Annotated in this window: 8 protein-coding genes and 1 pseudogene; 3 read left to right on the top strand and 6 right to left on the bottom strand. The window is 36.1% G+C overall.

Annotation, left to right across the window (positions count from 1 at the left end):
- Positions 1 to 242: pseudogene (locus V7083_RS11705) on the bottom strand (hypothetical protein); the annotation flags it as partial.
- A gap of 87 nt (positions 243 to 329) precedes the next feature.
- Entirely contained in the window at positions 330 to 812 is a 483-nt protein-coding gene (locus V7083_RS11700) for an Hsp20/alpha crystallin family protein (RefSeq protein ID WP_335477957.1), read from the bottom strand.
- A gap of 168 nt (positions 813 to 980) precedes the next feature.
- Between V7083_RS11700 and V7083_RS11695 the strand changes: the two genes are divergently transcribed.
- Positions 981 to 1,238, top strand: a complete 258-nt coding sequence (locus V7083_RS11695; RefSeq protein ID WP_335477862.1) for a hypothetical protein — start codon at positions 981 to 983, stop codon at positions 1,236 to 1,238.
- A 106-nt stretch (positions 1,239 to 1,344) separates the two neighbouring features.
- On the top strand, positions 1,345 to 2,007 hold the full coding sequence (gene modB, locus V7083_RS11690; protein ID WP_335477860.1) for a molybdate ABC transporter permease subunit: 663 nt from the start codon (positions 1,345 to 1,347) through the stop codon (positions 2,005 to 2,007).
- Positions 2,008 to 2,035: 28 nt separating this feature from the next.
- Here the strand turns inward: modB and V7083_RS11685 are convergent, their stop codons facing one another.
- Both V7083_RS11685 and mprF read right to left on the bottom strand, forming a co-directional pair.
- Positions 2,036 to 3,199, bottom strand: coding sequence for a D-alanyl-D-alanine carboxypeptidase family protein (locus V7083_RS11685; RefSeq protein WP_438823719.1), 1,164 nt, complete (start codon positions 3,197 to 3,199; stop codon positions 2,036 to 2,038).
- Positions 3,200 to 3,308: 109 nt separating this feature from the next.
- Positions 3,309 to 5,807, bottom strand: coding sequence for a bifunctional lysylphosphatidylglycerol flippase/synthetase MprF (gene mprF / locus V7083_RS11680; protein WP_438823720.1), 2,499 nt, complete (start codon positions 5,805 to 5,807; stop codon positions 3,309 to 3,311).
- 225 nt (positions 5,808 to 6,032) lie between these two features.
- Between mprF and V7083_RS11675 the strand changes: the two genes are divergently transcribed.
- Positions 6,033 to 6,485, top strand: coding sequence for a cupredoxin domain-containing protein (locus V7083_RS11675; protein WP_335477856.1), 453 nt, complete (start codon positions 6,033 to 6,035; stop codon positions 6,483 to 6,485).
- Between the two features lie 81 nt (positions 6,486 to 6,566).
- Here the strand turns inward: V7083_RS11675 and pflA are convergent, their stop codons facing one another.
- The gene (gene pflA / locus V7083_RS11670) at positions 6,567 to 7,316 is read right to left on the bottom strand and encodes a pyruvate formate-lyase-activating protein (RefSeq protein ID WP_335477855.1); all 750 of its coding nucleotides are present in this window, start codon (positions 7,314 to 7,316) and stop codon (positions 6,567 to 6,569) included.
- Positions 7,317 to 7,382: 66 nt separating this feature from the next.
- A partial coding sequence (locus tag V7083_RS11665; RefSeq protein ID WP_335477854.1) for a pyruvate formate lyase family protein occupies positions 7,383 to 8,818 on the bottom strand: 1,436 nt, incomplete at its 5' end.

The following is an 8,818-nucleotide window of genomic DNA, read 5'->3' as shown; positions in this document are numbered from 1 at the left end:
CCCAATTGACCAAAATTATTATTAAGCTCATATTTATCTAAAACGATTTTTTCAATATTTATTTTCTCTATAATAATCGGAGGTTCCTTTTTACGATCTTTTTCCGGCTGGTTTTGTTCCTTTAGAATTTGCAATGATTTTTCCAGCTCAAATATATTTTTCTCCAAGGAGGTTATTTTCTTCCTTAATTCCTTTTCAGCTTCATGATTGTGAAAAATAGGGAATAAATCTTTAAATGACATGACAAACTCTCCCTTTTTATACCTTCTTTTATTTATATGGGAAATTGCTTGTTACCATGTCCAAAAATGCTGTTTGTTTGAAATTATTTAATCAATTGGGATGATTTCACCTTTTTCAACCCTTCGTTCATAACGGACAATCAAAAGACCATTCCAGAATTTTGCACTAATATCGCTTGGATTAATAGTATCCGGTAAAGTGATCTGCCGCTGGAATTCACCATAAAACCGTTCTGAATAAGTTATTTTTAAATGGGGATGTACGGGCTGAGCATTTCCCTTAACTGTCAATATGTTCCCGTTCAAGCCTAATTCAATATTTTCTTTTATTATGCCTGCTACTTCAATTATAATGATAACCTCCTCTTCCCCTTCAATGATGTCTATGGCAGGAAATGTGGTGGTTTTATTAGGTGTTTCAGAAGCATTTGGACCGTTTCTTGTAAAAGGCGCTTTGAACTGTGGATCATTCATAAATTCTTTGGCAAACTCCTGATCAAAAATATTCCCCCAAAAGTCGCCTCCATGCATATTCTTTGCAAGATCTAACCATTGTTTCAATTTGTCCATGTCCACTTTCAGCCCCCCCTTTTACTTGGCTCATTAGAAACTCTACCCTATATTCCTACTTCCATCATACGAAGCATTATTAGATTTTATCCATAAATTACTAAACTGCCTTCTTAAACAAAAATAGAGTGCATATATTTAATTGCGATTAACAAGGGGGGAAAAGACATGGCGACACCTGCACCATATGTTAATATCAATATCTTTATGATTAAAATAAATTCATTTGAAAATGCTTCAGCGGTGAATATAGGCCAAAATCTATTGGCTGAATGGTATAATTCCGATAAAAAAAATCAGGGGTATGGGCAAAATTTTGGTGACCATAGTGACTTTTTTGGTAATCGTAGTATGGTAGATGACAGGGACCAGATTGATTTTCCAAGTTCTTTAGAATCCGTACCAAAAGTTAATAATAGTATTTAGAGCTGCCAGATGGCAGTTTTTATTTTAATCACTTTATTGATTTCTTCGCTTTCGCTATAATGATAAAGAGTGCAAAGGCGTTTGTTGAAAGAAAGAGTGAAAGTTAATGTATACTGAATTTTGGTCCCCCATTCTCTTATCTCTTAGAGTGGCTGCTATTTCAGCGACCATCGTGTTTGTGATAGGGATTTTGATTGGGAGGTTATTAGCTAACCGTGAATTTAAAGGAAAAATGCTTCTGGAAACCATTTTATTAATGCCGATTGTACTGCCTCCCACTGTCATTGGATTTTTACTTATTTTCTTTTTTGGGAGAAATAGTCCAATCGGATTAATAATAGAGGAATTGTTTGCAAGAACCATTATCTTCACACCTTTGGCAGCCGTTATTGCTTCAACCATTGTCGCATTTCCACTCATGTATCAAACCGTTAAAACAGGATTTCTTGCGGTAGATAAGGATATTGAAGAGGCAGCACGAACGGATGGAGCCAATGAATTAAATGTTTTTCTACTAGTCACAATCCCCTTATCCATTAAATCGATTATAACCGGTTTCATTTTAAGCTTTGCTCGGGCACTGGGGGAATTCGGGGCAACATTAATGTTCGCTGGAAATATTCCTGGAAGGACGCAAACGGCTCCGACAGCGATTTATATGGCAATGGATGCAGGAAATATGAAGATCGCCTGGCTCTTAGTAGCTGCTATGGTCTTGATTTCATTTTTCATGCTGTTTGTTACCAATTGGATTCAAAGAAAGCCATGAAAAGGAGAATTACTCCTTTCATGGCTTTTTAAAATCTTTTTGTTGCTTTCTTCTTAACGTTAAATAAAACGAGAACTCCTCCAAGCAACATCACACCAAAAATAGCACTGATGTATGGCAACTGGTCTTTTTCTTTTGATTTTTCATTTTTGACAAGTTTTATTTTGGGCTTCGGTTCCTTATGTTTTAATTGAACCTGCTGTAAAACTTGTCCATCATTTTTTTCAATGGATAAAATCCCGTTGCTACTTACCTTTTTAATGATGCCATTATTATCCTCTGTTATAGGAGTATCTTTCTCCAGGTAAAATTCTTCGTGATCGACAGTAAATCGTTCTCCATGGTTAAGAGTGGAACGTTTATACTCCTTAAAACCATAGTCAAATAAACGGGCAGTATCCTCATACTTTGCCATTTTTCCATCTGACCTTAGGACAATGGCAGTTAATTTAATATTTCCGTTGTTTGCTGTTGTAGCCAAGGTTTGTTTAGCATCAGTGGTATAGCCTGTTTTCCCACCAGTTATTCCCGGGTAAGGCATTTCACCCTTTAACATGATATGATGCGTAACCAAGGTAGTATTCCATGCTTTTCCTTCCCATGGAAGGAACTTGGTTCCAAAAATTTCAGCAAACACCGGATTTTTCATTGCGTAATTTGTAATCAGTGCCAAATCCCTTGCTGTTGTATAATGATTTGGGTCATGCAATCCATTTGGATTCATAAAATGTGTATTAGTGACGCCAATTTTCGTTTTAAGAAACTCATTAATATTTTCTGAAAACTTTTCTACGTTTCCATCAAGATGTTCAGCAATCGCGATAGCAGCATCATTCCCAGAATTAATTAGCATCCCCTGGATCAGTTTTTTCAGAGGAACTTGTTCCCCTTCGACGAGGTAGACTCTTGTTCCATCTTGATTCACCGCATTTGCACTAACCGTTACAATATCGTTCAGCCTGCCTTTTTCTATGGCGTAAATGGCTGTAGCAATTTTTGTAACACTTGCCGGAAACAGTTTTTCATCTGGATTCTTAGCGTAAAGAACGGCATTTGTATCAGTATCCATAAGTACCGCAGCCTCACTTTTTAATCCAAGCGGATCATTTTCCTCCGCAGAAACCTTCTGTTGGAACGAAAACATCATTAAAATTGCTAGAATAATAGGACCAATCTTATACAAATAAAACACCCTAACTATGAAAATTTTGTACCTTATATATTTTACCAAAATTTACATTATATTAAAATTCTTTTTCAGTAGAAAACCGGCTAGCATCACCAACCGGTATTCTAATTATCTACCCTCTCTTCTTAGATATCAACAGGGTAATTTGTGCCATAATAAATGGTAAAGAAGATTTTCTTCGGTAGGCCAAATATTTAGGTTCAAAAGTATCCCGATATTTTTCTTTAAATTTATGCAACTCCTGGAAATGACCGACAAAATGTCCATGGAAAAATATTTGGGCTGCAACTTTTTCGCTTAGAAATGCAAATCTTGAAAGACCAACATTTGCCAATGGAGCCAATCCCATATTAAAACGATGATAACCTTGCTCTTTAGCCCATTGACATAACGAAAGAAACATGTAATCAACCGTTCCTGAGGGACTATCTTGTCTTAAACGCATTAAATCGACCGAAATGGTTTTCTGGGAATCATAATATCCCATAATATTAATAAATCCGAGAATTCGCTTGTTTCGATCCCGAACGAGGCCAATTGGACCCCTGTTAATATAATGCTTATCAAAATAACCCATTGAAAAGCCTTTTTCTTTTTGCCCCATCAACCATTCATTAGAAACATCCTCAAGTTCATGAATGAAGTTATCAGAATAGGGAGGCACAACCACTTCGAAGGAGAAATGTCCCTTTGTAAATTTATTTTTAATATGACGAAATTCTTTCATTTTTTCCCCGCTAAATGAGAATTTCTCTAAATGGACAAATACTTCCTCCCCCAGCTTAAAAAACGCAAACCCATGATTATGTAAAAGCGCCAGCATTTCATCACCAACTTGATAGAAAACAAGGGTATAACCATATTTGTCAGCAATCTCCTGAAATTCCTCCACTGCATTTGAAAGTTCTGTCTTTTCTCCTATTGGATCTCCTAAGATGATTAATTTGTCTGCGTATTTCTGATAAATAATCATGATATTTCTCTGGCTGTTCCAAAATATGTTCTTATCGTGCAAGAAAATAAGATGTGATAATGACNNTTTATGTAAATGTTGGATAATTTCTTCCTCACACTCGACTGTCAATTCAAATTTCCATTTTTTCGGCAAGCTAATTAAATAACCCAAGCCTAAAATTGAAATGGCTATGATAATACCGATCATTGCACTAGTAAACAAGTCACTTGAATCCTTAATGACAAACGGTGCAAGTTTCGTCGGTATTCCCATTTTTGCAGACGGTAGATTTAAATAGCCGATAATTAGATACATAGAGGTGATGATGAGAATAACTGTTACATCAAAAAAGGTTTTTCCCCATGTTAGTACATAGCTTTCTCGGTAAAACTGTCCTTTCGAAATTCTTAATAACAAGGCAACAGTGATGAGAAAAATCGCCTCTTCATAATCGATACCTTTAAATATCGAAAATAGCGCCGCAAGAATCAAGGCAAGCATTGTCAGATCATAAGTCCGTTTAACGCTGTATTCGATGCCCCGGGACAATCCCAACAGTAAAAACCCTGCTGCAACCGAAAGCTGATGCGACACATTAATGATTGGAAACGACAAGAGCTCTTGGGCAATTCGGAGTCTAGACATAATTCCCGGAACACTAGCAGAAAGCAATAAAATCAATCCAGATAAAAAAACCAGCATGGTCAACAGTACATGGCTAATCCCTTGCGCAATCGCCTTTGGCAGATCGTTCCATGACTGATTCCATTTTTTCCAGTATAGTTTTATAAAGAAAATAGAGCTGATAAAAAATGGTACAAAATAGTACCCAAGCCGATAAAACAACAACAAAACAAGTGTTTTTTCTTCTGGTATATGTAAATCATGCATTCCCCAGATGAACACTAGATCAAACGAACCTATACCTCCGGGAATCATGCTTAAAATACCGGCACATGCTGCAACGATATAAAGCGGGAAAAGTTTATCTATCGGTACGTTAATCCCTAAAATTCGACTGATCAAGAAGATTGCCAAAAACACAGCACACCATTCAATAATGGAAACGGCAATCAATTCCAAACCCACTTTTTTCGTTATGAGTGAATGTTCATCTTTTTTAAATTTGATAATATGTATCGTAATAAAAACAGGTAAATATAAACCTATACCCAGGACGGCAAAATAGAGCCATTTAGTATCTAAGAACAAAGGAAATTGTCTAAAACCAATTGTCACAATCCAGGATAGAAAAGAAATTCCTGTTAAATAAAAGAGTGACACAGTGGCTATTATACTTAAAAGTTTCCGCTTATCCATTTCAAATTTATGGAAGAAATACGTTCTTAACATAGCTCCTACAATGCCGCCAAAGCCTATCAAATTAGAAAAGGCATTGGCAATAAATGATTGCTCCAATAGTTCGTTTTTTGGTACCTTGAGCTTAAGAATCCGCACTAAAACTACATCATAAAGCAGCATTGGCAACACTGCAGCCAAGGTAATTGCCAAGATTAATAATAAAACCCAAATATCCAAATGACTTAATTCATTTTTTAACAACTGGGAATTTAAGTTCTTAGTAAACTTTTGAATTTCAATAATGGCAAAAACTAATAAAAATAATGGAAAAATAAATTTAATTGCTTTAATCATTTTTTCTTTGCTAATCACCAATAAAATTACCACCTATTTTTCGTTCCTTACTTAAATATAAACGTTTAAAGAGTAAAATTAAAGTTGAAGTCTTTAATATTGTTGACATTTTCCTTTTCATTCAACCATATGGAAAATTATCACATTAAATAAAAAGTAGACAAGTTTTCTGACCCCGCCTGCATAAGTATGAAATAGAACAAATTTATCCAAGGGGGTTTTTTGGTGAAATTTCTTGTTTTAAAAAAAGAGACTTTTCTTTTCTTCTTAACTGTCGGTCTGATGTTAGTAGTTATATCAGCTTGGTTTATGTTAAAGGCAGGGGATGCAACCGTTTTTAACCAACAATCAAAACAATCAATCAGAGAGATTCACATGGTCACCGCTGAATTTAAAACAAAAATGAACAATGGAAAAGAAATGGAGGCTTACAGGTGGGATCCTGGCACCATTTTTTTACAGAAGGACGAAAAGGTAAGGTTATACATCAGCGGTATTAACGGGGAAAAACATCCTTTTTATATTGAGGGAACCGACATAAAGGGTACAGTAGAAAAAGGGAAGGAAACCATTGTTCCCCTTCAATTTGAAAAAGAAGGTACTTATCGTTTAATCTGTAAAATCCATTCAAACCGAGAACATAACGGTCCAATGATTGCTTATATTGTAGTTGATTAATACTATTAATAAGTAAAAGGAATCCGCTTATTTAATCGGATTCCTTTTTAGTTGCGGACTATATCATTACTTTTGCAGAACTTACTTTACAATAGGTTTTTTCCAATGTGCCGTTAACATTTGAGAGGCAAACTCGACCTTATCTTCGGTTGGCGGTTCTATGTGATTAAGTTGGTACTCATGACCTAGAGCCTCCCATTTATAAACTCCAAGCTTATGATAAGGAAGGATTTCGATCTTTTGTACATTTTGAAGAGTTCCAATAAATTCACCAAGTTGTTTAAGATCCTCTGGTTCATCGGTAACGGTTGGAACAAGAACATGACGAACCCAAATCGGAACTTGCCGATCAGATAAAAATTTTGCAAACTCCAAGATGTGGTCATTGGCCATACCAGTCAATTGAATATGTTTTTTACGGTTAATGTGCTTTAAATCTAATAAAATGAGATCTGTGTATTTAAGAAGTTCCTCCATCTGTTCAATAAACAAGTGAGCATGAGAAAAACAGCCGCCAGAAGAATCAATTGTAGTATGAATGCCTTTCTTTTTACATGCTTTAAATAACTCGATTAAAAACGGAACTTGCAATAAAGGTTCTCCACCGCTAACGGTTATACCACCGCCGGATGCTTGAATGAAAGGAAGATAAGACTCCAAATCATTCATGATTTCAGAAACAGTCATCTGTTTACCGGTACCTATTTCCCATGTATCTGCGTTATGGCAAAATTGACAGCGCAACAAGCACCCTTGTGTAAAAATGATATAACGGATTCCGGGACCGTCAACTGTACCTAGTGTTTCTATAGAATGAATATTTCCGTTCATGATGATTTACCCCTTTCGTATAAAGCAGGAGCCCCCTTTAGGATAAAGGGCGGCTCCAATCATTGATTAAAGTGACTGATGGAATGTACGGTTAATAACGTCTAGTTGTTGTTCTTTTGTTAATTTGATGAAGTTAACCGCATAGCCAGAAACACGAATCGTTAATTGTGGATATAATTCTGGATGTTCCATAGCGTCTAAAAGTGTTTCTCTGTTAAAGACGTTGACATTTAAATGGTGACCTGACTTAATTGCGTAACCATCAAGGATGGATACAAGGTTGCTAACTTGACTTTCTTCTTCTTTTCCTAATGCTTTAGGAACGATGGAGAAAGTATTAGAGATACCGTCCATAGCATATGCATATGGAAGTTTTGCAACAGACGATAATGATGCTAATGTACCTTTAGTATCTCTTCCGTGCATTGGGTTTGCACCTGGTGCAAAAGGTTCCCCTGCACGACGTCCGTCAGGTGTATTACCTGTTTTCTTACCGTAAACAACGTTAGAAGTAATCGTTAAAATTGAAAGTGTGTGTACGGAGTTACGATAAGTAACATGCTTACGTAGCTTTTTCATAAAGTTTTCTACGATTTCTACCGCAATGCTGTCAACACGATCATCGTTATTTCCGTATTTAGGGAATTCTCCGGTTGTTTCAAAGTCAACTGCTAAGCCGTTTTCATCACGGATTACTTTCACTTGACCATATTTAATAGCACTTAATGAGTCAGCGGCAACACTTAATCCAGCAATACCAGTTGCCATCGTTCTTAAGATTTGTGTATCATGTAATGCCATTTCAATACGCTCATAGCTATATTTGTCATGCATATAGTGAATGATATTTAAAGCATTTATATAAAGACCTGCAAGCCATTCCATCATATTATCGAATTTTTCCATTACCTCGTCAAAATCAAGAATGTCAGAAGTAATTGCTTGGAATTTAGGGCCAACTTGCATTTTTAATTTTTCATCTACGCCACCATTGATTGCATATAGAAGGGTTTTTGCTAAGTTTGCGCGTGCACCAAAGAATTGCATTTGTTTACCGATTTCCATCGCAGATACACAGCAAGCAATACCATAATCATCGCCGTATTCAGGGCGCATAATATCGTCATTTTCATATTGAATTGCACTAGTTTTAATGGACGTTTTCGCACAGAACTTTTTAAAATTCTCAGGTAGACGGCTAGACCATAAAACGGTTAAGTTTGGCTCTGGTGCTGGTCCTAAGTTTTCAAGTGTATGAAGGAAACGGAATGAGTTCTTTGTTACAAGCGAACGACCATCGTTACCCATACCACCGATTGATTCTGTTACCCATGTTGGGTCACCACTGAATAGATCATTATAATCAGGTGTACGTGCAAATTTTACAAGACGAAGCTTCATGACAAAATGGTCAACCAACTCTTGAGCTTCTGTTTCTGTTAATGTACCGTTTTCTAAATCTCTTTCAATATAAATATCTAAGAAAGTAGACACACGTCCAA

The organism is Bacillus sp. JJ1764 (assembly GCF_036962145.1).
Classification (GTDB): Bacteria; Bacillota; Bacilli; order Bacillales; family Cytobacillaceae; genus Neobacillus.
The sequence above is the reverse complement of the archived record's forward strand: the minus strand, read 5'-3'. Positions and strand labels throughout refer to the sequence as shown.

What these genes read in the sequence shown, in the direction of transcription:
- modB (WP_335477860.1), top strand. Translation starts at nt 1,345, where the DNA reads ATGTATACTGAATTTTGGTCCCCCATTCTCTTATCTCTTAGAGTGGCT.
- V7083_RS11695 (WP_335477862.1), top strand. Translation starts at nt 981, where the DNA reads ATGGCGACACCTGCACCATATGTTAATATCAATATCTTTATGATTAAA.
- pflA (WP_335477855.1), bottom strand. Translation starts at nt 7,316, where the DNA reads ATGAACGGAAATATTCATTCTATAGAAACACTAGGTACAGTTGACGGT.
- V7083_RS11700 (WP_335477957.1), bottom strand. Translation starts at nt 812, where the DNA reads ATGGACAAATTGAAACAATGGTTAGATCTTGCAAAGAATATGCATGGA.